Annotated in this window: 21 protein-coding genes; 10 read left to right on the top strand and 11 right to left on the bottom strand. The window is 70.4% G+C overall.

What is annotated here, in order from left to right:
* The 3 genes from cydD (at position 1) to ACLLJJ_RS17615 (ending at position 6646) form a co-directional block, all read left to right on the top strand.
* Entirely contained in the window at positions 1-3510 is a 3510-nt protein-coding gene (gene cydD, locus ACLLJJ_RS17625; RefSeq protein ID WP_434592285.1) for a thiol reductant ABC exporter subunit CydD, read from the top strand.
* Positions 3511-3637: 127 nt separating this feature from the next.
* The gene (locus ACLLJJ_RS17620) at positions 3638-5422 is read left to right on the top strand and encodes a GAF domain-containing protein (RefSeq protein WP_434592283.1); all 1785 of its coding nucleotides are present in this window, start codon (positions 3638-3640) and stop codon (positions 5420-5422) included.
* Positions 5423-5590: 168 nt separating this feature from the next.
* Positions 5591-6646 (top strand): M23 family metallopeptidase, encoded by a 1056-nt coding sequence (locus tag ACLLJJ_RS17615; protein ID WP_434592281.1) that lies wholly within the window; start codon positions 5591-5593, stop codon positions 6644-6646.
* 140 nt (positions 6647-6786) lie between these two features.
* Here the strand turns inward: ACLLJJ_RS17615 and ACLLJJ_RS17610 are convergent, their stop codons facing one another.
* Complete coding sequence (locus ACLLJJ_RS17610; protein ID WP_434592278.1) at positions 6787-7653, bottom strand: Cof-type HAD-IIB family hydrolase; 867 nt, start codon at positions 7651-7653, stop codon at positions 6787-6789.
* Between the two features lie 424 nt (positions 7654-8077).
* Here ACLLJJ_RS17610 and ACLLJJ_RS17605 point away from each other — a divergent pair, with 424 nt between their 5' ends.
* Both ACLLJJ_RS17605 and ACLLJJ_RS17600 read left to right on the top strand, forming a co-directional pair.
* Complete coding sequence (locus ACLLJJ_RS17605) at positions 8078-8977, top strand: LLM class flavin-dependent oxidoreductase (protein ID WP_434592275.1); 900 nt, start codon at positions 8078-8080, stop codon at positions 8975-8977.
* Between the two features lie 27 nt (positions 8978-9004).
* Positions 9005-9769 (top strand): maleylpyruvate isomerase N-terminal domain-containing protein, encoded by a 765-nt coding sequence (locus tag ACLLJJ_RS17600; RefSeq protein WP_434592273.1) that lies wholly within the window; start codon positions 9005-9007, stop codon positions 9767-9769.
* Between the two features lie 87 nt (positions 9770-9856).
* Here ACLLJJ_RS17600 and ACLLJJ_RS17595 read toward each other — a convergent pair whose 3' ends face one another.
* The 5 genes from ACLLJJ_RS17595 to ACLLJJ_RS17575 form a co-directional block, all read right to left on the bottom strand.
* Positions 9857-10399, bottom strand: coding sequence for an RNA 2'-phosphotransferase (locus ACLLJJ_RS17595; protein WP_434592271.1), 543 nt, complete (start codon positions 10397-10399; stop codon positions 9857-9859).
* Between the two features lie 123 nt (positions 10400-10522).
* Entirely contained in the window at positions 10523-11464 is a 942-nt protein-coding gene (locus tag ACLLJJ_RS17590) for a MerR family transcriptional regulator (RefSeq protein WP_434592268.1), read from the bottom strand.
* Positions 11465-11557: 93 nt separating this feature from the next.
* Positions 11558-12442: a metal-dependent hydrolase gene (locus ACLLJJ_RS17585; RefSeq protein WP_434600444.1), complete on the bottom strand. Its 885-nt coding sequence runs from the start codon at positions 12440-12442 to the stop codon at positions 11558-11560.
* Between the two features lie 92 nt (positions 12443-12534).
* Positions 12535-14322 carry an SDR family oxidoreductase gene (locus ACLLJJ_RS17580; protein WP_434600443.1) on the bottom strand — a complete coding sequence of 596 codons (1788 nt, stop codon included), beginning with the start codon at positions 14320-14322 and terminating at the stop codon, positions 12535-12537.
* A 5-nt stretch (positions 14323-14327) separates the two neighbouring features.
* The gene (locus ACLLJJ_RS17575) at positions 14328-15185 is read right to left on the bottom strand and encodes a M24 family metallopeptidase (RefSeq protein ID WP_434592267.1); all 858 of its coding nucleotides are present in this window, start codon (positions 15183-15185) and stop codon (positions 14328-14330) included.
* A 299-nt stretch (positions 15186-15484) separates the two neighbouring features.
* Between ACLLJJ_RS17575 and ACLLJJ_RS17570 the strand changes: the two genes are divergently transcribed.
* The 5 genes from ACLLJJ_RS17570 to ACLLJJ_RS17550 all read left to right on the top strand — a co-directional run bounded on the left by ACLLJJ_RS17570 (position 15485) and on the right by ACLLJJ_RS17550 (position 20072).
* Entirely contained in the window at positions 15485-16528 is a 1044-nt protein-coding gene (locus ACLLJJ_RS17570) for an ABC transporter ATP-binding protein (protein ID WP_434592264.1), read from the top strand.
* The gene (locus ACLLJJ_RS17565; protein WP_434592261.1) at positions 16518-17432 is read left to right on the top strand and encodes an ABC transporter permease; all 915 of its coding nucleotides are present in this window, start codon (positions 16518-16520) and stop codon (positions 17430-17432) included. Before ACLLJJ_RS17570 ends, ACLLJJ_RS17565 begins: the two co-directional genes overlap by 11 nt.
* Positions 17429-18340 carry an ABC transporter ATP-binding protein gene (locus tag ACLLJJ_RS17560; protein ID WP_434592258.1) on the top strand — a complete coding sequence of 304 codons (912 nt, stop codon included), beginning with the start codon at positions 17429-17431 and terminating at the stop codon, positions 18338-18340. Before ACLLJJ_RS17565 ends, ACLLJJ_RS17560 begins: the two co-directional genes overlap by 4 nt.
* A gap of 15 nt (positions 18341-18355) precedes the next feature.
* Entirely contained in the window at positions 18356-19075 is a 720-nt protein-coding gene (locus ACLLJJ_RS17555; protein WP_434592255.1) for an ABC transporter permease, read from the top strand.
* 280 nt (positions 19076-19355) lie between these two features.
* Complete coding sequence (locus ACLLJJ_RS17550) at positions 19356-20072, top strand: hypothetical protein (protein WP_434592252.1); 717 nt, start codon at positions 19356-19358, stop codon at positions 20070-20072.
* Positions 20073-20104: 32 nt separating this feature from the next.
* Here ACLLJJ_RS17550 and ACLLJJ_RS17545 read toward each other — a convergent pair whose 3' ends face one another.
* From ACLLJJ_RS17545 to pheA, 5 genes are all read right to left on the bottom strand, one after another.
* On the bottom strand, positions 20105-21367 hold the full coding sequence (locus tag ACLLJJ_RS17545; protein WP_434592250.1) for a CynX/NimT family MFS transporter: 1263 nt from the start codon (positions 21365-21367) through the stop codon (positions 20105-20107).
* 49 nt (positions 21368-21416) lie between these two features.
* On the bottom strand, positions 21417-22091 hold the full coding sequence (locus tag ACLLJJ_RS17540; RefSeq protein ID WP_434592247.1) for a FadR/GntR family transcriptional regulator: 675 nt from the start codon (positions 22089-22091) through the stop codon (positions 21417-21419).
* 309 nt (positions 22092-22400) lie between these two features.
* On the bottom strand, positions 22401-23225 hold the full coding sequence (locus ACLLJJ_RS17535) for an HAD family hydrolase (protein ID WP_434592244.1): 825 nt from the start codon (positions 23223-23225) through the stop codon (positions 22401-22403).
* On the bottom strand, positions 23222-24532 hold the full coding sequence (gene serS / locus ACLLJJ_RS17530; RefSeq protein WP_434592241.1) for a serine--tRNA ligase: 1311 nt from the start codon (positions 24530-24532) through the stop codon (positions 23222-23224). The genes ACLLJJ_RS17535 and serS overlap by 4 nt, the downstream gene beginning before the upstream one ends.
* A 627-nt stretch (positions 24533-25159) precedes the next feature.
* Positions 25160-26095 carry a prephenate dehydratase gene (gene pheA / locus ACLLJJ_RS17525; RefSeq protein ID WP_434592238.1) on the bottom strand — a complete coding sequence of 312 codons (936 nt, stop codon included), beginning with the start codon at positions 26093-26095 and terminating at the stop codon, positions 25160-25162.
* Positions 26096-26137 lie beyond the last annotated feature (42 nt).

The following is a 26137-nucleotide window of genomic DNA, read 5'->3' as shown; positions in this document are numbered from 1 at the left end:
GTGAAACCGATCGACCCGCGTCTGCTCCGGTACGCCCGGGCCACCCGCTTCTTCCTGGGAGCGGTGGTGGTGCTCGGGCTGGCCGGGGCGGGCCTGGTCGTCGCCCAGGCGATGCTCATCGCCGAAGTGGTGGTGGGCTCCTTCCAGCGAGGCCTGGACGGCGCCGAGTTGCGCACCCCGCTGCTTCTGCTGGCGGCGGTCGCGCTGGGGCGGGGACTGGTGGCCTGGCTGACGGAGCTCGCCGCCCACCGGGCGAGCGCGGCGGTCAAGTCGGAGCTGCGGGGACGGCTGCTGGAGAGGGCCGTCGGTCTGGGGCCGGGGTGGCTGACCGGGCAGCGGGTCGGTTCGCTGGTCGCCCTCGCGACGCGGGGCGTCGATGCGCTGGACGACTACTTCTCCCGGTATCTGCCGCAGCTCGGCCTCGCGGTGGTCGTGCCGGTGGCGGTGCTCGCCCGGATCGTCACCGAGGACTGGGTCTCGGCCGCGGTCATCGTGGTGACCCTGCCGCTGATCCCGATCTTCATGATTCTCATCGGGTGGGCGACCCAGGCGCGGATGGACCGTCAGTGGCGGCTGCTGTCCCGGCTGTCCGGACACTTCCTGGACGTGGTCGCCGGGCTGTCGACGCTCAAGGTCTTCGGGCGGGCGAAGGCGCAGGCCGAGTCGATCCGCTCGATCACCGACGAGTACCGCCAGGCCACTCTGCGGACGTTGCGGATCGCCTTCCTGTCGTCCTTCGCGCTGGAACTGCTGGCAACCCTTTCGGTGGCGCTGGTGGCAGTCGGCATCGGCATGCGACTCGTGCACGGTGACCTGGACCTGTACACGGGCCTGGTCATCCTGGTGCTCGCGCCCGAGGCGTATCTGCCACTGCGGCAGGTCGGGGCGCAGTACCACGCGGCGGCCGAGGGGCTGTCCGCCGCGGAAGAGATCTTCGAAGTGCTGGAGACGCAGCCGCGGCCGGACGGCACGGCAGACGTTCCGGCCGGTGCGCTGCGGGTGGAAGGCGTGACGGTCCGGCACCCGGGGCGAAGCGAGGCCTCGCTCGACTTGGCCTCGCTGCTCGTCGGGGAGGGAGAGACGGTCGCGGTCGTCGGGCCGAGCGGGGTCGGCAAGACCACGCTGCTCAATGTGCTGCTGGGCTTCGCGCAGCCGGACGAGGGACGCGTACTTGTCGGGGACACAGACCTGGCCGACGTATCCATGGAGCGGTGGCGGGAGCGGATCGCCTGGGTGCCGCAACACCCGCACCTCTTCGCGGGAACAGTTGCGGAGAACGTACGGCTCGCGCGGCCGGACGCGGACGAGGCGGCCGTGATCGCCGCCCTGCGGGACGCGGGGGCATACGACTTCGTGGCCGCCCTCCCCCAGGGGGTGCGGACACGTCTCGGCGAGGACGGCGCGGGGATCTCGGCGGGGCAGCGGCAACGACTCGCCCTGGCAAGGGCGTTCCTGGCCGACCGGCCGCTGCTGTTGCTCGACGAACCGACGGCGAACCTCGACGGTGAGACGGAGGCGGGCATCGTCGATGCCGTGCGGCGGCTCGCGGCCGGACGCACCGTGGTGCTGGTCGTCCACCGTCCCGCGCTGCTCGCGGTGGCCGACCGGGTGGTCGAGCTGTCCCGCCCGGTAGCGGACAGCGGCGCCACCGTGCCCCTTCAGGCGCGGCAGCGGGTGGACGGTACGGCGCGCGGGACGGTCGAGGACGCCGTGGCGCCCGTCGCTGAGCCCCCGAACGGGGTCGTCGGCGTCGGCGTACTGGCCAGGGTCCGGGGGGCCGCCGGCGCCCTGCGCGGCCGGCTGGCCCTGGCCCTCCTGCTCGGGAGCCTCGCGCTGGGCTCGGCCGTGGGGCTCATGGCCGTGTCCGGCTGGCTGATCTCGCGGGCGTCCGAACAGCCGCCCGTGCTCTATCTGATGGTGGCGGTCACGGCGACCCGGGCCTTCGGCATCGGGCGGGCCGTGTTCCGCTACGCCGAGCGAATCGTGTCGCACGACGCCGTGCTGCGGATGCTCGCCGAGCTGAGGGCGGCGGTCTACGGCAGGCTGGAGCGGATCGCCCCGGCCGGGCTGCGCGAGACCAGGCGCGGCGATCTGCTCTCCCGGCTGGTCGCCGACGTGGACGCACTTCAGGACTACTGGCTGCGCTGGCTGCTGCCGGCCGGGGCGGCCGTGGCGGTGGGCGCCGGGGCAGTCGGGTTCACCGCGTGGCTGCTGCCGGAGGCGGGTGTCGTGCTGGCCGTCGGGCTGATCGTCGCCGGGGTCGGGGTGCCGCTGGTGAGCGGGGCGTGTGCCAGGCGGGCCGAGCGGCAACTGGCTCCCGCACGCGGGACGCTGGCCACACGCATCGCCGATCTGCTCGGCGGTACGGCCGAGTTGACCGTCGCCGGGGCGCTGAAGCGCCGGACCGGTGAGGTGAAGGAGGCCGACGGGGTGCTCACGCGGATCGCCTCGCGGGCCGCTGCCGCCACGGCGCTCGGCGGGGGGCTCTCGGCGCTGGTGTGCGGGCTCACGGTGGCGTGCGCCGCGTACGTCGGGGTGCAGGGCGTGCACGACGGGCGGCTGTCGGGGGTGTCCCTGGCGGTGGTGGTACTGACCCCGCTGGCCGCGTTCGAGGCGGTCACCGGGCTGCCGCTCGCCGTGCAGTACCGGCAGCGCGTCAAGCGCAGCGCGGAGCGGGTGTACGAGGTTCTGGACGCGCCGGTGCCGGTGCACGAGCCCGATGTTCCCGCCCGTGGGCCCCTTTCGCCGTTCCCGTTGGAGGTACGGGGGCTGAGCGCCCGGTACGCCGGGCAGGAGCGGGACGCGCTGACGGACTTCGACCTGACGCTGGAGGCGGGCAGCCGGATCGCCGTGGTCGGCCTCTCCGGATCCGGGAAGACGACTCTCGCGCAGGTGCTGCTGCGCTTCCTGGACGCTGAGGCGGGGACCTACACGCTCGGCGGTGCGGACACCTCGGAGCTGGCGGGGGACGACGTACGGCGGCTGGTCGGACTGTGCGCGCAGGACGCGCACCTCTTCGACAGCTCTGTACGGGAGAACCTCAGGCTGGCCCGTACGGACGCCACCGAGGACGAGCTGCGGCACGCACTGCGCGCCGCCCGGCTGCTGGCCTGGGTCGACGCGCTGCCCGACGGGCTCGACACGCTTGTCGGGGAACACGGCGCCCGCCTGTCCGGCGGCCAGCGCCAGCGCCTCGCACTGGCCCGCGCGCTCCTCGCGGACTTCCCCGTCCTGGTGCTCGACGAGCCGGCCGAGCATCTGGACCTGGCGACGGCGGACGCGCTGACGGCCGACCTGCTGAGGGCCACCGAGGGGCGTACGACGCTGCTCATCACCCACCGGCTGGAGGGCCTCGCCGCGGTGGACGAGGTGATCGTGCTGGACGAGGGGCGGGTCGTACAGCGGGGCGGGTACGCGGCGCTGGCGGAGGCCGAGGGGCCGCTGCGGCGGATGCTGGATCGCGAGCGGGAGGCCGGACCGGTCAGCACGTGGCAGCCCGTAGCGCACTGACAACGGGGCGCACCACGCTACGCAGGGGGCAGGCCGAACGCGCAAAAGGCCGAACCGCGTGTACGGGCGGCTGAATCGCTCGACAGCCGACTTTCCTCTTGAAATAGGACTAACTAGTCTCAAGGGCATGTCAGTGCCGGACGTGCCGCCCGCCCCGAGCGACCAGAGCGACCAGAGCGATCCCAGGGACAGCAAGGACCTCTGGGACGCCAAGGACACCGAGGACGAGCTCGAAGCCGCGTCGCAGGCGGCCCGCAGCCTGCAGGGCCTCTCCACCGAGCTCACCGCCCGTGTACCGCAGCTCCTTGAGGCCATGCGATCCGTCGGGACGGGGCTGGAGCTGCACTCCACCCTCGACCGGATCTGCGAGACCGCGGCGGAGCTCGCCGGCGCGCGGTACGCGGCGATCGGCGTGGTCGACGAGGAGGGCGACGGGCTGTCCGACTTCGTCACCTACGGAGTCACCGAGGAGTCGGCCGCCCGCATCGGCCGCCTGCCGGACGGTCGCAAGGGCCTCCTCGGCGCACTGATCAGGCACCCCGAGTCGGTGCGGCTCGCCGACCTGACGGCCGACCCGCGCTTCGCCGGATTTCCCGCCCACCACCCCCCGATGCGGACCTTTCTGGGGGTGCCCATTCGCGTACAGGGTGAGATCTTCGGCAACCTCTACTTGACCGAGAAGGTCGGCGGGGCGGAGTTCAACGACTACGACCTGCACATGGTCCGGGTGCTCGCCACCGAGGCCGGGATCGCCATCGGCAATGCCCGGTTGTACGAGGCGGCGCGCCAGCGTGAGCGCTGGATCGACGGCTCGGTCGCCGTCACCACTGCCCTGTTGTCGGGCGGCGACGCCGACGACGCACTGACGGTCGTCGCGGAACAGGCCCGCCATCTGGCGGCGTCGGCTGCCGGAATGGTGCTGCTGCCCGTCGCCGAGGGCGGCCTGGAGATTGTCGCGGTCTCTGCCGACGACCCGACCCAGTCGCTGGGTGTGATCATCCCGCCGGAGAGTCCCGTCATCGCGCAACTCCTCGACGGGGAGGCGGTGTTCGTCAATGACGCGGCGAGCGACCCGCGCGTGATCAGCAAGTTGGCGGCCAGATACGGACCGAGCATGCTGCTGCCGCTGCACAGCGGGGGCCGGGTGCTCGGCGCGCTCGTCACGCCACGCGCGCGTGGCGGGAAGCAGTTCACGGAGGCGGAGCGGACCCTGGCCACCCAGTTCGCCTCGCAGGCCGCACTCGCGCTGATGATGGCGGAGGCGCAGCGGGACCGGGAGCGGCTCGCGGTGTACGAGGACCGCGACCGGATCGCCCGCGACCTCCACGACCTGGTCATTCAGCGGCTGTTCGCCACCGGGATGATGCTGGAGAGCGCCCAGCGCACTTCGGCGGTGCCCGAGGTGCAGACCGGCGTGGGCAGGGCCGTGGACGAGCTGGACGTGACGATCCAGGAGATCCGTACTGCCATCTTCGCGCTCCAGCAGGGCCCGGCCGAGGCCCCTTCGGGGCTGCGCACGCGCGTGCTGCGGGAGATCAACATGGCCGCCGTGCCACTGGGCTTCAAACCCGCGTACCGCTTCGTCGGCGCGATCGACACGCTCGTGGGCGAGCTCACCGGCAAGAACCTGATCGCGGCCCTGCGCGAGGCGCTGTCCAATGCCTTCCGGCACGCGCGGGCGGCCCGGATCGAAGTCGTCGTCGACGCCACGGCGACGATGCCGGACGGGACCATCGGGGTGCGCCTTTCGGTCGCGGACGACGGGGTGGGCATACCGAAGGGCGGCCGGCGCAGTGGACTGCGCAACCTCAAACGGCGTGCGGAGTCGCTGGGCGGGTCGAGCGGCTGCGAGGCAGGGATCGGCGAGGGCGGCGGCGCGGGGACCACAGTGGTGTGGGAAGCCCCGCTGTAGAGGGCTCCCCGCGGGTCACGGTGGCGAGAGGCGCACCGGTGGGGAGCGGGCCTCCGAGGTGCCTGGCCGTCCGGCCGGGGCGCCCGTTGTAGGCCGGATGGCGGGACGACACCCGGCGGAGCGCCCCTCATGCGCGCATTCGTGCCGCGGCGGGGCCACGATCCGTTGATGCGCCCAGGACTGTGTCACCGGCCCCTCGTCCCGGTGCTGTGCCTGCTCCTGTGCCTCCTCGCATCCACACCGGCACGGGCCGGCGAGCGCGTCGCCCCGTCCGACGGGCCCACCATCGGGGCCGAGGTGGCGCGGCTGTACGAGGAGGCGGCGCTGGCCACCCAGACGTACGAGCACGGCAGGCACGCGGCGCAGGTCCAGCGGGCCAGGGCGGGCCGGCTGGAACGGCTGCTCACCGCGGAACGGCGTGGCATCAAGGCGCTGCACGCGAATCTCGGCCGGGTCGCCCGCGCCCAGTACCGGGTCGGCGGCGGAGGCATCGAGTACACCGCGCAGCTGCTCCTCGCCGACGACCCCGAGGAATTGATGGATGGTCAGCGGCTGGCCTGGCAGGCCGATCTCGCGGTCTCGCGCATGCTGGAGCGCGCCGAACGGGCCGAGCACAAACTCGCCGCGGACGAGAAGACGGCGTCCGCCGTGTGGCGGGACCTGGCCGGCCGCACCGAACGGCTGGCAGGGATCAAGCGGGGCATCCAGACGAAGCTCGAAGACGCCAGGTGGAAACTGCAGAGCGACGCGGACCGCAGCGTCGCCGCTGGGCGCTGCGCGGGCGCCGTACGGCTGGAGCAGCGGGAGCCGCCCGCCACGCCCGCGTGGGTGACGCCGGTCGAGACGTACGAGCTGTCCGCCGGGTTCGGCGGCTCGGGCGCGCGCTGGAGCAACCGGCACACCGGGCAGGACTTCGCCGTGGACATCGGCACACCGGTGCGCTCCGTCGGCGCCGGACGGGTCGTCTCGGTCTCCTGCGGCGGGGGCTTCGGCATCGAGGTGGTGGTCGGGCACCCGGGCGGCTACTACTCGCAGTACGCGCACCTCGCCGGGGTCACCGTCGACCAGGGCGAGAAGGTAGGAACGGGACAGTGGCTCGGGCAGGCCGGCACCACGGGCAACTCGTCAGGGCCGCACCTGCACTTCGAGGTGCGGCTCACCCCGTATCTGGGCTCGGGCGTCGACCCGGTCCGCTGGCTGCACGAGCACGGGGTGGAGCTCTGAACGTCCCCTGTCCGTTCCTCGGTCCTGTCGGGCCCGTGCGTGCAGGGGCCGGCCCGCGGCCGTACGGCCGCGGCCACCCGTTGCTGCCGGGCCCGTACGGAACACCGACGCCGTCCGTCGGGGACCGGCGCCGCCCGCGACTACAGGCCGCCGGCCAGGATTCGCTCGATGACGACCGCGACGCCGTCCTCATTGTTCGCGACGGTGCGTCCGGACGCCGCGGCGATCACGTCCGGGTGGGCGTTGCCCATCGCGTACGACGTCCCCGCCCAGCTCAGCATCTCCACATCGTTGGGCATGTCGCCGAAGGCCACGACCTCCGCGGGCGAGATGCCGCGCTCCGCACAGCACTGCGCGAGGGTGCTCGCCTTGGAGACGCCGGGGCCGCTGATCTCCAGCAGGGCGGTCGGGCTCGACCGGGTGATCGACGCACGCTCCCCGGCGGTCGCGCGGGCCAGGGTGAGGAAGGCGTCGGGTGCCAGGTCGGTGTGGTGGGCGAGCAGCTTGATGACCGGAGCCCCCGCGCCCGGGGTCGGCTCCTGGAGCAGCTTCTCGGCGGTGGCGACGGTCGCGCCCGGGTCGAGATGGAACGGCGGGTACGCCGGCTCGTAGTGGATGCCGGTGGTCAGCTCGACCGCGAAGGAGGTGCCGGGCGCGGCGGCGCGCAGGGCCTCGACGACATCGAGCGCGGTGCCGCGGGGCAGCGGGCGGACCTCGATCAGTTTGCCGTCGGCGTGCAGGTCGACAACGGCGGCGCCATTGGCGCAGATCGCCAGGCCGTGGCCGTGGACGTGGTCGCTGACGACGTCCATCCAGCGGGCCGGGCGGCCGGTGACGAAGAAGACCTCGACGCCGGCCTCCTCGGCGGCGGCGAGCGCGGCGATCGTACGGTCCGAGACGGACTTGTCGTCGCGCAGCAGGGTGCCGTCGAGGTCGGTGGCGATCAGCCGCGGCAGGGCGGTGGCCGGGGCCGGACGGGCGGGATGGGGGTCGGGTGCTGAGGTCACAGGTGCATCTTCGCGTATGAACACGCAGGTAGGTGTACGGACGTGCGAAGGGGTGCACATCTGAGAGGGGAACCACACCTCTGAGATGTGCGGGACCGCCGCCGCCGCGGGCCGATGGCGGACAGCGGATTCCTCCGGCAGGGTGCCTGTCGCTTTCTTCCCGGCAGGATGCCCGTCACTCGCGCAGCCCCGAGTGTCGCGCCGGCGCTGGACACCACTTCGTATTCGGGAATTCTGCCGCCCCCGGGGGCACGCCTCCTGCAGGCAGAGGCCGCCTTCGACCACAGGCCGACTTCGCTTCACGTCCGCTTCGTACGCCGCGCACCGCGGGCTCGGCGGCGCACGTCGGCCCCCGGCCGTCGCCGACACTGTGCGCCGCCACCCTGGACCGCCGTGCGCCGCTCGCGCCACGTAGGGTCGGAACATGCGCTTGAGCACCGTGATCCTTCCCATTTACCGCTGGTCGGACGGCGGCCGTGACGCATGGCAGCGAGCCGAGCAGCTCGGTTTCCACACCGCGTACACCTACGACCACCTGTCCTGGCGGACCTTCCGTGAGGGCCCGTGGTTCGGCGCGGTGCCGACCCTCACCGCAGCGGCAGCCGCCACCACACGGATGCGCCTCGGCACCCTCGTCACCTCGCCGAACTTCCGGCATCCGGTGACTCTCGCCAAGGACCTGATCACGCTGGACGACGTGTCCGGCGGGCGGGTCACGCTCGGCATCGGCGCCGGTGGCAACGGTTTCGACGCGACCGCGCTCGGCCAGGAGCCCTGGACCCCGCGTGAACGGGCCGACCGCTTCGGCGAGTTCGTCCCGCTCCTCGACCGGCTGCTCAGTGAGCCCGCCGTCACCCATGAGGGCGCCCACTACTCCGCCGTCGAGGCTCGGAACATCCCCGGCTGTGTGCAGCGGCCGAGGCTCCCCTTCGCCGTCGCCGCCACCGGGCCGCGTGGGCTGAAGCTCGCCGCCCGGCACGGTCAGGCGTGGGTGACGACCGGTGACCCGAAGCTTTTCGAGTCGGGCACGCCCGCCCAGTCGCAGGAAGCCCTCCGTGGCCAGATCGGCAAGCTGGGCGCCGCCTGCGCCGAGATCGACCGCGAGGTGAACGAGATCGACAAGGTCCTGCTCACCGGTTTCACCCCGGAGCGGAGCGGGCCGCTGGAGTCCCTGGACGCCTTCGTCGACTTCGCGGGCAAGCACTTCGCGCTCGGCTTCGACGAGATCGTGCTCCACGCCCCGATCCCCGATTCGGACTTCGCGGCGGACGTGAAGGTCTTCGAGAGGGTCGCCACCGAGGCGATGGCCCAGCTCACTCCCTGATTCGAACCCGATCCATAGGCTTGTTCCATGGACGGGGAAGCAGCACTGGTAGCCCTCAGGGCGGAATCACAACGTTTGTTCGAGAAAGTCGATGGCCTTCCTGAAGGGGAGTGGGACCGTCCGAGCCCGTGTGCGCCCTGGACCGTGCGCGAGGTGTTCGCGCATCTGACGACCGCTGTGGGGAGGGTCGACAGCATGCTGGCGGACCCAGCAGCGGAACCAGAAGCAGATGCAGGGGGAGGGGCAGAACCGGAAGCGGGCGCCTCGGAGATGCTGGTGACCGCTGCCGGGTACTACGCACGGAACGAGCGCTTCTCATCGACGGCCAATGGCGCGAGGGTCGATGCGGCCCAGGAATCCGCCGCCGGGTACGCCGACGGCCGGTCCCTCGCCGAAGACTTCGACGCCGTCTGGCGCTCGGCCGCCGCCTCCTGCGCGAAGGAGCCGCCCGAGCGGCGGATCCGGACCCGGCACGGCGACCCGATGCTGCTGAGCGACTTCCTTGTCACCAGGGTCGTCGAGGTGTGCGTGCACGGCTTTGATGTCGCGGCGGGGCTCGGTCATCAGCCGTGGCCGACGGCGGAGGCCGCGGAGGTGGTGGCCCGGCTATTGCTGGGCGGGCGCCCGTACGAGCCGGGCCACGCCGCGGGTGGGGGATACGCGGGGTCCGCGGCCGGAGTCGGCTGGGACCGTACGACGTTTCTGCGCAAGGCGACCGGGCGGCTCCCGATGACCGCGGCGGAACGCATGGCCGCGGAAGGGCACGGTCTGCACTGGCTGACACTGGGCTGAACCGACTGCCCGGGACGGAGAAGGCCGCGTCCGCCGCTGAGCCCATAGGTGTTTCACGTGAAACAGCGGGCCGGGTGGGAGGCCCAATCAGCGGGGGAAGCGCAGATACTCCGGCGGCACGGCCTCGGTGAGCCACACCCCGTTGGCGCTGACCCGGAAGGCGTGCCCGGCGCGATGCATGGAACCGGCGTCCACGCTGATGACGACCGGGCGTCCGCGCCGGGCGCCCACCCGGGTTGCCGTTTCCCGGTCGGGCGAGAGGTGGACGTCGTGCCGGGCCATCGCGCGCAGCCCTTCGGCGCGGATGGCTTCGAGACTGGCGGCGACAGTGCCGTGGTAGAGGTACGCGGGCGGCTCGGCCTCCGGGAGCCCGAGGTCGACCTCGATGGTGTGACCCTGGCTGGCGCGAATGAGGGGCCCCTTGATCGCGAAGCGCTGCTTGTCGTTGGAGGCGACGACAAGGTCCAGTTCCTCCCGGGTGAACCGGAAGCCGTGTTCTGCCGCCGCCAGGATCAGGGCGTCGATTTCCACCCAGCCGTTCGCGTCGGGTGAGATCCCGATCCGGTCGGGCTGGTGTCGCAGGTGCTTCGAGAGATATTTCGACACCTTTGTGGTGCGTCGTTCATGCATCTCGCCAGAGTGCCGGGGAGGCGAGCATCACGCCACTGAAATTCGTCGCGGAGGTTTGATCCACAGCCAAGTCGGGTTTTCCACAAGGGATTTGGCGATTCTGTGGACAACTGCCCAGTGATTTCAGGTGGTTTGACCAACTTGCCCCTGAGTCCTGCTATTTGCGGCAAGTGCGTCCAATGTCCGTGACTGCACCTCTCGTTCGGTTGCCGCGGCAATGAAGGCGGCCGCGTTGCCGGAACCAACCAGCTTATGGACGGCGCTCATTGTGTCCGGAGGCAAGGTCACAGCTGTGGGCCCGGCCTCGACGGCGAGCCCGGTTGTCTCGCCGAGGTGCTGCTGGAGGTGCCGAGTGGCGAACGTCTGCATCGCGCGGGCCAGTTCGGCGTCGACTGTCTGCTGCGCGAGCGGCCGGAGCTGTCGTACCAGCGCCGCCGCTTCCTCCGCGTCCGCGTCCGTGGGCGGGGTATGGCCGAGGTAGCGGGCGAAGACGTGCTCTGTCGTGAACTCCAGGAAACGCGTGGCAATGTGCTCCACCTGGCCGCGAAGTTCCCGCAGATGCGCGGAGATTGCCTGGAGCGGGACGCCAGCCGCGTGCAACTCGGCTGCCACTGCGAGCTCCTGCGGGGACGGTACGAGGAATTCGTCCGCGCGCCCGGGGATGCGTTCGAGCACACCCAGCTCGACTGCCTCGTCCACCGCCGTGTCGTCGGGCTGCCCGCCGAAGCGCTCGTCCAGCTCGACGCGCGAGATCCGGTCCGCCTTCTCGTCCGTCCACGGACCGTTGACCTCGGCGACGAGCCCCAGCACCCCGCCCAGCCCCCGGCCCGCGTCCCAGGCCTCCAGCAACTCCTTGATGCTGGCCAGGGTGTAACCGCGCTCAAGGAGGTCGGCGATGCGGTGGAGACGGGCCAGATGCGCGTCCCCGTACACATTGGACCGGCCCCTCCGCTCGGGCTTGGGCAGCAGTCCGCGGTCCTGATAGGCGCGGATCGTACGAACCGTGGCGCCGCTGTGGTGCGCGAGGTCCTCGATCCGGTACTCGGCTGCTGACTGCCCTGACACGCGTACTCCTACCGTCCGGGTCTACGACAAGCCGCTCGGCGATCGGGGCCATGGCTTCGTCGGCCGTGGCCCCGGTGACCACGGCTCCGGTGGCTACGACATGGCCGTCCGGCCCACCGCGCCCGCCGCGGTGCGGGCCGCCGGCGAGGTCGCGAGGTATTCGACGGCCTTGCGCAGCGAACCTTCCTGCGAGGGATGGTACGACCGCCGGAAGTAACGCGGTATCGCGGCGCCCAGCTCGCGCCACGTGGGCAGCAGGCCCTTGGTGACCGCCTTGTTGTGCTCGCGCAGCGAGTAGCGCTGCCGGCCCGCGAGCTGTGGGTCGTGCCGCATCAGATACGAGGCGCCCCATCCCCACAGCCACAGCAGGACCGGTGCGACCACCACCATGCCCTCGACGCGTCGGACGTACCGGGGCAGCCCGGAACCCGAGCAGTGCTGGTACATGTCGAAGGCCACCGCGCGGTGTTCGACCTCCTCGGCGCCGTGCCAGCGCAGCAGGTCGAGCATCACCGCGTCCGGGTCGGCGAGGTCGAGACCCTCCGCCCGCAGCACCCAGTCTCCGAGGACCGCGGTGAACTGTTCGATCGCGGCGACCAGCGACAGCCGGAAGCGCAGCCACTCCTGGGTGGGGATCGGCGCGCCGAACGGCGGCGCCTCACCGAGCAGTTTCTCGAAGAGGAAGTCCACATGCCTGGTGTACGGCTCGGTGTCCAGATTCTGCTCGGCCAGGTGGTTCAGCACGTACGAGTGCTGCACACTGTGCGTCGCCTCCTGCCCCATGAACCCTTTGACGTCCCGCAGCAGCTCGGGGTCGCGCACCAGAGGCAGAGCCTCCTTGAACACCTTGACGAACCACCGCTCGCCCGCCGGCAGCAGCAGGTGAAGCACATTGATGACATGGGTGGCGGTCGGCTCGTCCGGAATCCAGTGCAGCGGGGTCGCGCGCCAGTCGAACGAGACCCGGCGCGGCGCGATCGCGTAACGCCCCTCGCCCTCCCCGTGCCCGTCAGGGCCCCCGGGCTCATCGAACGTCCCGTACCCCTCGCGCCCTTCGTACGCTCCGGTGCTCACAGCGGCGGCTCCATCCGGGCGATCGCGCGCAGCGCCCTCGGCGCGAAGCGCGACATGAGGTGCGCGCCACGAGCCTCCGGTGTTACGGGGACGACCGCCTGATTGCGTACGACTGCCTTGAGCACCGCGTCCGCGACTTTCTCCGGCGGGTAGTTGCGCAGCCCGTACAGCCGGGACGTCCTCTTCTGCTTGCGCTTCTCCTCGTCCGCCGAGACTCCGGCGAACCGGGTGGTCGCGGTGATGTTGGTGTTGACGAAGCCCGGGCAGATCGCGCTGACCCCGATGTCCTGTCCCGCCAGCTCCGCCCGCAGACACTCGCTCAGCATCAGCACCGCCGCCTTCGACGTGCTGTACGCGGGCAGCGCCTTCGACGGCTGGTACGCAGCCGCGGAGGCGGTGTTGACGATGTGCCCGCCCTGGCCGCGCTCGGCCATCTGCTTCCCGAAGAGCCGGCAGCCGTGGATGACGCCCCACAGATTCACATCGAGGACCTTCTTCCAGTCCTCGGCGCTGGTCTCCAGGAAGGAGCCGGACAGGCCTATCCCGGCGTTGTTCACCAGGACGTCGACGACGCCGTACTCCATGGCGACCTTTTCGGCGAGCTTCTCCATGGCCTGCTCGTCACTGACGTCCACGGTCTCGCCCCAGGCCTGCGGCGCACCGATCAGCCGGGACATCTCCGCCGTCCTGGCGGCCCCCTCGGCGTCCCGGTCGACCGCGACGATCCGCGCGCCCGCCTCGGCGAACGCGAAGGCGGTGGCCCGCCCGATGCCGCTGGCCGCGCCCGTCACCAGCACGAGCTGTCCGCCGAACCGGTCGGCGTACCGGCCGCCCGCCACCACACCGGTGGCGGGCACCCCGGCCGCGCTGTCCTCGTTGGCGGCGACGAACTCGCTGATCCAGGAAGCCAGTTGGTCGGGCCGGGTGCGCGGCACCCAGTGCTTGCCGGGCAGGCTGCGCCGCACCAGGTCGGGTGCCCACACCTCCAGCTCGTCGTAGAGCCGCTCGGACAGGAAGATGTCACCGGTCGGCGTGATCAGCTGGACGGGCGCGTGGGCGTATGCGTCGGGGCGCGGCCTGCGCAGCCTGGACCGGATGTTGTCCCGGTACAGCCAGGCGCCGTGAGCCGCGTCCTGCGGCAGCGACGCGGTGGGGTAGTCCCCCGCGGGCACCTTCTCCAGCCGCTGGAGGATCTTCGGCCACTGCTTGCCGAGGGGCCCGCGCCAGGCCAGCTCCGGCAACACGGGCGTGTGCAGCATGTACACGTACCAGGACTTGGCGCCCTGGGAGAGCAACTGGGCCGCCCTGCGCGGCGTCGGCCGCGCCATGCGCTTCTTGATCCAGTGCCCGAAGTGGTCCAGGGACGGGCCGGACATCGAGGTGAAGGAGGCTATCCGCCCCTCGGTGCGCTTGACGGTGGTGAACTCCCAGGACTGCACGGATCCCCAGTCGTGCCCGACCAGATGCACCGGCCGGTCGGGGCTCACCGCGTCCGCGACCGCCAGGAAGTCGTCCGTCAGCTTCTCCAGGGTGAAGCCGCCGCGCAGCGGCGTCGGCGCCGTCGACCTGCCGTGCCCGCGTACGTCGTACAGCACGACGTGCCACCGCTCGGCGAGCCGGGACGCGACCTCCGTCCACACCTCTTTGCTGTCCGGGTAGCCGTGCACCAGCACCACCGTCGGCTGCGTGGCGTCGCCCAGCTCGGCGACGCACAACTCGACGCCACCGGTGCGCACCCAGCGCTCACGCGCTCCAGCGAGGCCCTTGTCCTTGGACCCGTCCATGCCGTTCACGAGGTCTTCTCCTCCGCCCAACGCCGCACATGCGGCAGATCGTCGTCCAGCCAGAAAGCGCTCTGCTCCGGATCCTGCGAGTCGGTGACCACCAGGATCTCCTCGAACTTCGCGCCCGTACCCCTGAATCCGAGGTGGGGTTCCACCGCCCACAGGCCCGGCTGCGGCGGGTGGTCGGAGAATTTGTACGGGCTCCACAGTGGCGACCAGCCCTCGCGGTGGCCGTGCAGCGCGTCACCGGCGAGGCCCTTCAGCGCCTGTGTGCCGAACCCGAAGACATGCGGTGACCAGCGACGCTCCTTGACCCGGTCGATCTTGTGGGCGATGACGCCGAAGGGATACGCGCGGTGCCGGTTGGCGTATCCCTGGCGGACCATGAGCCGCTCGACGTCCTCGTAGATCTCGCGCAGGGGCTGCCGTTCGCGCACCTCGCGCAACAACAGCTCACGGTGCGCCTCAAGATCGGAAAGGAGCTTGTCGTGCACGGGGTTGAGGCCGAGACACCCCGAGTACCCGATGTCCGCCGTACAGCCCTGGTAGACCGGGGCCATGTCGAGGATGAAGGGCATCCCCGGCTCCAGCCGCCGGTTCGTCGGGAAGAACTGCAGCGGCACCTTGAAGTTCACGAAGGCCGTACGGTCCCCGAACCAGGCGAACGGCAGATGGAACCAGTCGCGCACACCCCGCCCGTGCAGCCAGTCCCGCTGCATCCGGGCCGCCTCGCGCTCGGTGACCCCCGGCTTGAGCTGGGCCGCGACGGCTTCGGCGCATTCGTAGGCGAGGCGCTGCACCTCCCTGAACCCGCGCAGCTCCGCGGTCCGCTCCCGCTGCTCGCTCCGCACTGCTGAGGTCATGCCACCTGTCCGTCCCTGTTGCGGTACGCGTCCGTAACTTGACACTGATGAATGTGACAATGCTCGGCGGCTGCGTCAAGAGCTGCACGAAACCTGTGGAGAACTCCGCTCCTGTGGAGAACTCCGCCACCCGGCCCGCCAGCCCAGCAGCCCGCCCGGCCACCGCCCGACAGGCAGGCCCGCCCCACGCCGCCCACCCTGGGTACCGGCCCCCTACGGGTCCGTACGCCTGGAGTCGGACACGGAAGCAGCCGTCAGGTCTGACGCGTGATGTGGTGCGCGCCACTACCTTCGAAAACGTGACTGTGATCGCGACCGAAAGCCTGAGCAAGCGGTTCCCCAGGGTGACCGCACTTGAAGAGCTTTCCTTGGACATCGGACCCGGTGTGACCGGGCTGGTCGGTGCCAACGGGGCCGGCAAGTCCACCCTGATCAAAATCCTGCTGGGTCTGTCCCCCGCCACCGAAGGCCGGGCCGCGGTGCTCGGCATCGACGTCGCCACCGGCGGTGGCGCCATCCGTGAGCGGGTCGGCTACATGCCCGAGCACGACGCGCTGCCGCCGGACGTGTCGGCCACCGAGTTCGTCGTGCACATGGCGCGCATGTCGGGCCTGCCGCCCACCGCGGCCCGCGAGCGCACCGCCGACACCCTGCGCCACGTCGGACTGTACGAGGAGCGCTACCGGCCCATCGGCGGCTACTCGACCGGCATGAAACAGCGGGTGAAGCTGGCCCAGGCGCTCGTCCACGACCCGAAGCTGGTCCTCCTCGACGAGCCGACCAACGGCCTCGACCCGGTGGGCCGCGACGAGATGCTCGGGCTCATCCGCCGCATCTACACCGACTTCGGCATCTCGGTCCTGGTCACCTCGCACCTCCTCGGAGAGCTTGAGCGCACCTGCGACCACGTCGTCGTCATCGACGGCGGAAAGCTGCTGCGCTCCAGCTCCACCAGCGACTTCACCCAGACCATGGCCACCCTGGCCGTCGAGGTGACGGACACCGACACGTACCCCGACGGCACCCGCGCCCTGCGTGAGAAGCTCGCCGCCGCCGGAGCGACCCTCCACGCGGGCGTGGATGACGGTCTGCCCGGTGCGGGTCACATCCTGCTCGTCGAGGCCATCGGCGAGGAGACGTACGACCTCGTGCGGGACGCCGTGGCCGACCTCGGCCTCGGGCTCGTACGCATGGAACAGCGCCGCCACCACATCGCCGAGGTCTTCCGTGCGGACCACCAGCAGGAGACGGCCGCGCCACTGGCGGCGGCAACCGCCTCCGCTGTCCCCGCCGGTGCCACCGCCGCCGCCGACCCGAAGGGAGACGGCCGCGATGGCATCTGAGGCCGCCACACCGCTCACCCCGAGCGCCGACCCGACCCGTATCCACAACATCGGCTACCGGTCGTACGACGGACCGCGCCTGGGCCGTGCCTACGCGCGCCGCTCGCTCTTCTCGCAGTCCCTGCGCGGCGCCTACGGACTGGGCCGCAGCGCCAAGTCCAAGGTCCTGCCGATGATCCTGATGGGCGTGATGTGTCTGGTCGCGGCGATCATCGTCGCGGTCGCCGTCGCCACGCCGAACATGACGGACCTGCCGCTGAAGTACACCCGGTACGCGATCGTCATGCAGGCCGTCATCGGTCTCTATCTCGCGTCCCAGGCCCCGCAGTCGGTCTCCAGGGACCTGCGCTTCAAGACGGTCCCGCTGTACTTCTCGCGGCCCATCGAGCGCATCGACTACGTCCTCGCCAAGTACGCGGCGATGGCGTCGGCGCTGTTCATCCTCACCGCGGCGCCGCTGGTGATCCTCTACGCGGGCGCCCTGCTGGCCAAGTTCGACTTCGCGGACCAGACGAAGGGCTTCGCTCAGGGGCTCGTCTCCGTGGCGCTGCTCTCGCTGCTCTTCGGCGGCCTCGGCCTGGTGATGGCCGCGCTGACCCCGCGCCGCGGCTTCGGTGTCGCCGCCGTCATCGCCGTACTGACGATCTCCTACGGAGCGGTGTCCACCGTCCAGGCCATCGCCTGGAACCAGGGCGCGGCCGGGGCGGTCGAATGGCTCGGCCTGTTCTCGCCGGTCACCCTCATCGACGGCGTGCAGACCGCCTTCCTCGGCGCCGTTTCGGCCTTCCCCGGCGGGGAAGGCCCGTCGGCCGGCAGTGGAGCGGTCTACGTCCTCGTCGTCCTCGGCATCATCTTCGGCTCGTACGCCGTCCTGATGCGTCGCTACCGGAAGGTCGGGCTGTGACCACCATCGACATCACCAACACCTCGCGCTGGTTCGGCAATGTGGTGGCGGTCAACGACATCACGATGAAGGTGGGCCCCGGCGTGACCGGGCTGCTCGGCCCCAACGGCGCCGGCAAGTCCACGCTGATCAACATGATGGCCGGTTTCCTCGCGCCCTCCACCGGCGCCGTCACCCTCGACGGGAAGCCGGTCTGGCGCAACGAGTCGGTGTACAAGGAGATCGGGATCGTGCCCGAGAGGGAAGCGATGTACGACTTCCTCACGGGCAAGGAATTCGTCGTCGCCAACGCCGAGTTGCACGGTCTCGAAGCGGGCGCCGCGTACAAGGCGCTGGCGACCGTCGAGATGGAGTACGCGCAGGACCGCAAGATCGCGACGTACAGCAAGGGCATGCGGCAGCGCGTGAAGATGGCGTCCGCCCTGGTCCACGACCCGTCGGTGTTCCTCCTCGACGAGCCCTTCAACGGCATGGACCCGCGTCAGCGCATGCAACTGATGGAGCTGCTGCGGCGGATGGGCGCGGAGGGCCGCACGGTCCTCTTCTCCTCGCACATCCTGGAGGAGGTCGAGCAGCTCGCCTCGCACATCGAGGTGATCGTGGCCGGACGGCACGCCGCGTCCGGCGACTTCCGCAAGATCCGCCGGCTGATGACGGACCGCCCGCACCGCTATCTCGTACGGTCCAGCGACGACCGCGCGCTCGCCGCCGCACTGATCGCCGACCCGTCGACCACGGGCATCGAAGTGGACCTGACAGAGCGCGCACTGCGCATCGAGGCGGTCGACTTCATCCGGTTCACGGAACTGCTGCCGCAGGTCGCGCGTGCGCACGGCATCCGGTTGCTGACGGTCTCGCCCTCGGACGAGTCCCTCGAATCGGTCTTCTCCTACCTCGTAGCGGCCTGAAAGGAGCTTGCAGCGATGTACGAACCCACAGTCGCCCGGCTCACCTACCGGGCCCTCCTCGGCCGCCGCCGAGCCGCCATCCTCTTTGTGCTCCCGGCCCTGCTCATCCTCATCGCGGTGGCGGTACGCCTGCTCACCGGCGCGGACGACCAGGTCGCCGCCGATGTGCTGGGCGGTTTCGCGATCGCCACGATGATCCCGCTGATCGGCGTGATCGCCGGTACCGGCGCGATCGGCCCCGAGATCGACGACGGCTCGATCGTCTATCTGCTCGCCAAACCGGTGAAGCGGTCCACGATCATCTTCACCAAGCTGATCGTCGCGATCGCCGTGACGATGGCGTTCTCCGCGATCCCCACCTTCATCGCCGGCCTGATCCTCAACGGCAACGGCGGGCAGATCGCGATCGCCTACACGGTCGCGGCGCTGGTCGCCTCGATCGCGTACAGCGCGCTCTTCCTGCTGCTCGGCACGGTCACCCGGCACGCGGTGGTCCTCGGACTCGTCTACGCGCTGGTGTGGGAGACGCTCTTCGGCAGCCTGGTGCCCGGCGCGCGCACCCTCAGCGTCCAGCAGTGGTCGCTGTCCCTGGCGGAGCGGATCGGCGCGGACGGGATGATCAGCTCGGACGTCGGCCTGCCGACGGCCGTCACCCTGCTGGCCGTGGTCACGGTCGTCGCGACCTGGTACGCGGGGCAGAAGCTGCGCACGCTGAAGCTGGCGGGCGAGGAGTAGAGCGGACGCGCCACGCCCTTCGCGTACGTTCGTGCAGCTGTGAACCCCCGTCCGATGGATGGGGGTTCACGCGTAACTGTACGTTTATCGGTTCGTTGTTCAGGGTGCGTGGAGGCAACTGGAATCTGTGGCGTCGTAGCGTTCGTGAAATTGGGGATTGCCGGTACCGGATCGAAAGCCGGGCCGGTCATTGGGTGAGTAGCACCGTGAGCCGACCTCCGCCCCTGAAGCCCGGGGACAGGGCCGACCATGATCGGTTTCACGAACGGAAGGCATGCTCATGCCATCGGAAGTCACCCTGCTCGAATCGCGCACGCTGCGCGACGAAGCGATCGGGCGGGTCGAGGTCCTCGACAAGGTCAAGGCGCTTGTCATGCTCCCGGACGGAATTAACGTCTGCACAGAAGATGTGGCCCGGTACTTCGAGGTGTCCACAGAGGTCGTCAAGAAGGTGGTACAACGCCATCGCGTCGAACTCGACGAGAACGGGTTGCAAGTTCTGCGAGGCGATGACCTGCGCATCTTCCAGAGGGACATTCTGTCCCTCTGGAGCGACGGCCTGGGGACAAGTTATCCACAGGCGGCCACCAACCTCACCCTCTTCACCCGCCGGGCGGTCCTCAACATCGCGATGCTTCTTCGCGACAGCGACATCGCCCGGCGCGTCCGTACGTACCTCCTCGACGCCGAGGAGAACGGCTGGCGCGCGGGTTACGTCTCGCTGGACCGCCGGGTCACCACAGTCGAGTCGCACCTCGACACCGTGGGCCGTGCGCTCCAGGAGCTGGGGCCCGTCATCAACGGGATCACCATCCGGCTCGACCGGCTGGACCGGCGGCTCGACGCGACCAACCAGGTCGTCGGCGCGATCAGCAACCGGCTCTGCGATCTGTCCGAGAACATGCGCGGCATGGAGCACCGCATGGACCGCAGGTTCGACGCGGTCGACCGCCGGCTGAGCGCGCTGGAGCGCAGTCAGCGACGTAAGCGCCGCTGATCCACTCGCGGCCCGCGCCCGGCGCTCGCGCGCTACACCTTCAGGTCGCGGGCCGCGAACAGGCCCACCACCAGGGCCGCCGCACACACACCCAGCATCAGGGCGATCGACAGCGTCCAGCTGCCGGTCGCCTCGTACACCGCGCCCGCCGCCAACGGGCCCACCGCGGCCAGCAGATAGCCCACGGTCTGCGCCATCCCGGACAGCCTCGCCGCCGTCACCGCGTCGCCCGAGCGCAGCACGATCAGGGTCAGCGCGAGGCCCACCGCACCGCCCTGGCCGACGCCGAGCACCGCCGACCAGAGCCAGGCGCCGGCCACCGGGGCGACCATCAGGCCGACATAGCCGGTCGCCACGAGCGAGGTCACCAGCACGATCAGCGGGCGCTGGCCGCGCATCCGGCCGGCCAGCAGCGGCACACCGAAGGCGCCCGCGATCTGGATGAGGTTGTTGAAGGCGAAGACCACACCGGCGCCGGAGCGGCTCATGCCGTGGTCGGTGAAGATCGTCGGCATCCAGGCGATGAGGACGTACGACCAGAGCGACTGCAACCCCATGAAGAACGTGACCTGCCAGGCCAGCGGCGATCGCCAGACACTCTTCGCGCGGCCGGGGGCCGGGGCGACCCGTACCTCGTGGCCGGTACGCCCCCGGGCGATCAGCACCTGGGGGAGCCAGGCCACGGCGGCCACCACGGCGAGCAGCGACCAGAACGCCAGTGACGCCTGCCAGTTGTCGCCGAACGCCCGCTCCAGCGGGACCGAAGCAGCAGCCGCCACGGTCGCACCCGCGATCATCGCGCCGGTGTAGACGGAGGTCATGGCGGCGGCCCGGTCGGGGAAGTCACGCTTGATCAGGCCCGGCATCAGGACGTTGAGCAGGGCTATCGCGGTGCCGATCAGCAGGCTTCCGCCGTACAGGCCGGGCAGCGAGGGCAGCACCCGCACCACGATCCCCACGGCCAGCAGCAACAGCGCGGCGAACAGCACCCGTTCGGTGCCGTAGCGCCGGCCCAGCCAGGGTGCGACCATCGCGCCGACTCCGAGGAAGAGCACCGGCACCGAGGTCACCAGGCTGCTTCCGGTGGACGAAAGGCCGAACGCCTCGCCGATCTCGCTCACCAGTGGCGACACGCTCGCGAGGGCGGCCCGCATATTGAGCGAGGCCAGCACGATCCCGATCAGCAGCACCACGGGGTGGGCCAGCAGCGCCCGCCGGGCGGCCGCCCCTTGAGGCGTGGGCCGTACGTCGGCCTCCGCGTCGAGGAGGAGTTGATCGGAATCCGAGCGTGACACAGCGAGCACCTAACAGAGGAGACAGCGGAGAGGGAGAAGGGGGTAGGGGTCAGCGGTCGAGCAGTGCCCTGACCACATCGATCGGCACCTGGAGAACGGCCCGCGCCGCACGTTCCGCCGCCGCCGGGTCGCCCTCGCCGATGGCGTCGACCAGCGCGGCGTGCGCGGCCAGGTCGATCGGCGGCATCTCGTGATCACCCAGGGAGGCGGCCAGCGACTCGTGCACCTGGGCGGAGAAGAAGCGGTAGACCTCCGTGAACGCGGTGTTGTGGGTGGCCTCGATGATCGCGAGATGCAGGACCATGTCGGCGTCCGCGGCCCGGTCCCCCTGCGCGCGCAGCCCGTCCAACGCGGCCCGCAGCCGTTCCAGATCGATGGCGTCGCGGCGGGCGGCGGCCAGTCTGGCCGCCTCGGTCTCCAGCGCGACCCGCAGTTCGAGTACGTCCAGGGCCCCGGCGTGCCGCATGGAGCGCAGTACGGCGGCCGGGTCGGCGGTGGAGCGCACGAACGTGCCGTTCCCCTGCTGGGACTCCAGCAGCCCCGCGTGCACCAGCACGCGTACGGCCTCGCGCACCGTGTTGCGGCCGACGCCGAGCTGGTCGGCGAGCTCGTGCTCGGTGGGCAGCCGGTCGCCGACGGCCCACTCGCCGTCGGTCAGTTGGGCACGCAGCTGATCCACCACGGTGTCCACCAGGGACTGTCGTCCCGCCGCACGCAACGCCATGTGTAAGCCCCTGCCTCTATTCGCCCGGTTGCCCAGTCATCCTACAACTGCGGAAATTCGCTGGCGCATGGATATGCGGAAGGGGCACAGTAAGTGACGTAACCGACAGATCGAGAGATCTGGCCAGAAAGAGATCTGCCCCAGACCGGGGCGGAGCGCGGCGTTGAGCGGGATTTCAGGTCCTGGTCCGCCGCGCTCCCGCCGGGCGGCCGTCACTCGCCGCCCAGGGGGCGGCCGCTTCGAGCGCTTCGCGCGGGCCGCCCCCTCCCCAGGGCATTTTGGGGAGGAAGCGCGCCGGGGTTCCTCGGCTCAGTGCCGGGCGGCGAGCATCTGCTCCAGGACCACCGCGATGCCGTCGTCCTCGTTCGACGCCGTGATCTCGTGCGCCACGGCCTTCAGTTCCGCGTGCGCGTTGGCCATGGCCACGCCGTGCGCCGCCCAGCCGAACATCGGGATGTCGTTGGGCATGTCGCCGAAGGCGACCGTGTCCGAGGCCTTGAGCCCGAGCCGCCGCGCGGCCAGCGAAAGCCCCGTCGCCTTGGTCAGACCCAGCGGCAGGATCTCCACCACACCCGCGCCGGCCATCACGACGTCCACCAGGCTGCCGACCGTCTCGCGCGCGACCTTCGCCAGCGCGTCGTCGGACAGGCCCGGGTGCTGGATGTACACCTTGTTCAGCGGCGCGGACCAGAGATCCGCCGGGTCCGTGTACGGCAGATACGGAAGCGGGCCCTCCTGCACCTGGTAGCCGGGGCCGATCAGGACCGCGCCGTCCAGACCGTCGCGGCTCGCGGCCAGCGCCAGCGGGCCGATCTCCGCCTCGATCTTGGAGAGTGCGAGGCCGGCCAGCTGCCGGTCCAGCGTCACCGAGGTCAGCAGCCGGTGCTCACCGGCGTGGTAGACCTGCGCGCCCTGGCCACAGACGGCGAGGCCGTCGTAACCGAGGTCGTCGAGGATGTGCCGGGTCCACGGGACCGCGCGCCCGGTGACGATGATGTGGGCCGCGCCCGCCGCCGTAACGGCGGCGAGCGCATCGCGCGTGCGGGCCGAGACCGTGTCGTCGGAGCGCAGCAGCGTCCCGTCGAGGTCGGTCGCGATCAGCTTGTACGGCAAGGGGGGCGGGGCGGTGCTCACTTGGAGATGGGCTCCAGCCTGTTCTTCAATGGTTCAAGAATGGCTCGTCCCCCGAGGTACGGACGCAGCATTTCAGGTACGCGCACCGAACCGTCGGCGAGCTGGTGGTTCTCCAGGATCGCCACGATCGTGCGCGGTACGGCGCACAGCGTGCCGTTCAGCGTGGCGAGCGGCTGGAGCACCTTCTTGCCGTCACGGTTGTCGCGCATCCGGATCGACAGCCGGCGGGACTGGAACTCCAGGCAGTTCGACGCGGACGTCAGCTCGCGGTACTTGCCCTGCGTCGGAATCCACGCCTCGCAGTCGTACTTGCGCGAGGCCGAGGAACCCAGGTCGCCGGAGGCCACATCGATCACCTGGAACGGCAGCTCCAGCGACGACAGCCACTGCTTCTCCCAGCCCAGCAGGCGCTCCAGCTCCGCCTCGGCGTCCGCCGGGTCGATGTACGTGAACATCTCGACCTTGTCGAACTGGTGCACCCGGAAAATGCCCCGGGTGTCCTTCCCGTACGTACCGGCCTCGCGGCGGAAGCAGGGCGAGAAGCCCGCGTAGCGCAGCGGCAGCTTGTCCGCGTCGATGATCTCGTCCATGTGGTACGCGGCGAGCGGGACCTCGGAGGTGCCGACCAGGTAGTAGTCGTCCTTCTCCAGGTGGTAGACGTTCTCGGCGGCCTGGCCGAGGAAGCCGGTGCCTTCCATGGCGCGCGGGCGGACCAGCGCGGGGGTGAGCATCGGGATGAAGCCGGCCTCGGTCGCCTGCGCGATCGCGGCGTTGACGAGGGCGAGCTCCAAGAGCGCGCCGATGCCCGTCAGGTAGTAGAAGCGCGAGCCCGACACCTTGGCGCCGCGCTCCACGTCGATGGCGCCGAGCGATTCGCCGAGCTCCAGGTGGTCCTTGGGCTCGAAGCCCTCGGCCGCGAAGTCGCGCGGGGCGCCGATCGTCTCGCGTACGACGAAGTCCTCTTCGCCGCCCACCGGGACGTCGGGATGCACGATGTTGCCGAGCTGGAGCAGCAGCTTCTTGGCGTCGGCCGCGGCCTCGTCCTGATCGGCGTCGGCCTGCTTGACGGCGACGGAGAGCCGGCCGGCCTTCGCCAGCAGCTCGGCCTTCTCGTCGCCGGAGGCCTTGGGGATCAGCTTGCCGAGCTGCTTCTGCTCGGAACGGAGTTCGTCGAAGCGGCTGCCGGACGACCTGCGCCGCTCATCGGCGGAGAGGAGGGCGTCGACGAGCGCGACGTCCTCTCCACGGGCGCGCTGGGAGGCGCGAACACGGTCGGGGTCCTCACGGAGCAGGCGAAGGTCAATCACCCCACCAGGCTACCCGCGCTCGCTTCCCACGATCGACTGGATATTGCATTGCATGGCATTATGTCCAAATTGCCCGAGATTGAGAATGTGGATGAGTAACGGGACGGGCAATACGGGGAGAGCGGCGCGGTCGCGGGGAATCGCGGTGGGATGCGCATCGGCCGCGCGTCAATAAAACAGGCGCCATTCCCCGAAACAGGGCAATCGGCGTCGGCGGCTTGACGCTTCTCCCTTGTGGGGAGCGGGAGTTGGCCATGGGGTTGTCCACAGGAATGTGTGCGTCCGAAAAGTTATCCACAGGCTGTGTGGAAGATCTGTGGATGCCGGAAGTGATCGTTCCGAAAGCCTCATGAGGGGCGAAGGATTCCCCGCGCAAACCCGCCCCACACACTCATTCGGGTGGGAATGCCTCGCCCTAAAGAGTTGATCACTGGAATTGAGGTGACAGGGCGCGACCTACCACCCTGTGGACGGAAGGGGGCGCTCTAGGCAGATTTGTCGACGATGTCGGGTTGCGTTGTCGACTTGTCCCCAGGTCGAGACCATGCCCTGTGGATAACTTTCTGTGACCGGATAAGCAGCCCGGGTATCCACAGCTGGAACACCGGAAGACGCCGATCCGAGCGGTCAGGCCCGGCCGTCCTGGCAGCGCGCCAGCCAGTCCGACGCCGCCACGAACTCCGTGTCCGAGGTCCCCGCCCGCAGCGCGGGCACGTCCGCCGGCAGCACACCGGCCCGCGGATAGGACCCGAGGAACCGCACGTTCGGGCTGATCCGCTTGAGCCCCATCAGGGCCTCGCCCACCCGCCGGTCCGAGATGTGGCCCTCGGCGTCGACGGCGAAGCAGTAGTTCCCGATCCCCGCACCCGTCGGCCGCGACTGGATCAGCATCAGGTTGACCCCGCGCACCGCGAACTCCTGAAGCAGTTCGAGCAGCGCGCCCGGGTGGTCGTCACCCAGCCAGATCACCACCGAGGTCTTATCGGCGCCCGTCGGTGCGGCGGGCCGCGCCGGCCGCCCCACCAGGACGAAGCGCGTCTGCGCGTTCACCGCGTCGTGGATCTCGGTGACCAGCGGCACCAGGCCGTAGGTCGCCGCCGCGAACTCACCCGCGAAGGCCGCGTCGTAGCGCCCCTCCTGGACCAGCCGCGCGCCGTCCGCGTTGGACGCGGCCGACTCCCACGTCACCTCCGGCAGATTCGATGCCATCCAGTTGCGGACCTGCGGCTGGGCCGCCGGGTGCGCGGTGACCGTCTTGATGTCGGTGATCTTCGTGCCGGGTCGCACCAGCAGCGCGAAGGTGATGGAGAGCAGCACCTCGCGGTAGATCATCAGCGGTTCGCCGGACGCCAGCTCGTCGAGGGTCGCGGTGATGCCGCCCTCGACGGAGTTCTCGATCGGTACGAGCGCCGCCGCGGCTGCCCCGCTGCGCACCGCGTCCAGCGCGGCCGGCACGGACACCATCGGGACGAGCTCCCGGGTGGCGGCCTCCGGGAGGGTGCGGAGGGCGACCTCGGTGAAGGTGCCCTCGGGGCCGAGATAGGCGTAGCGCGTTGCCGACATACGGTCACCTTAATGGGCTCTGTCGCTGATCTTGTGACGGGG

It is taken from the genome of Streptomyces sp. A5-4, from assembly GCF_051131715.1.
GTDB lineage: Bacteria > Actinomycetota > Actinomycetes > Streptomycetales > Streptomycetaceae > Streptomyces.
Note: the sequence above shows the minus strand (reverse complement) of the source record. Positions and strands in the feature narration are given on the sequence as shown.